This is a genomic window from Phytobacter sp. V69, assembly GCF_965644215.1.
Classification (GTDB): Bacteria; Pseudomonadota; Gammaproteobacteria; order Enterobacterales; family Enterobacteriaceae; genus Phytobacter.
The window spans coordinates 1-242 of record NZ_CBFFRL010000597.1 but is presented as its reverse complement, the minus strand read 5'-3'; the positions used below and the strand labels follow the sequence as shown (position 1 = coordinate 242).

1 protein-coding gene is annotated in these 242 nt (G+C 57.4%); it reads right to left on the bottom strand.

Annotation, left to right across the window (positions count from 1 at the left end; genetic code table 11):
- A partial coding sequence (locus tag ACSZPU_RS26560) for a sulfatase-like hydrolase/transferase (RefSeq protein WP_499004595.1) occupies positions 1-242 on the bottom strand: 242 nt, incomplete at both ends.

Here is a 242-nt window from a genome sequence, read left to right as displayed (position 1 = left end):
GGGTGCGGATGCTGGCTCCAGTAAAACTCATCGTAACCATCGTCGGGGCGATGTTCCACGCCGTGCTGGCTGGCGGATAGATGCAGCTTACCAATCAACCCTGTGCGATATCCCGCTTGCTGAAATGAACGAGGTAACAGATGCAGGTGTTCGGGAAAACCGCGATTGCCGTTGCGCTGTACCTGATGCGCAATCGGGTACATTCCGGTCAGGAACGAGGCACGGCTGGGGGTGCAGATTGG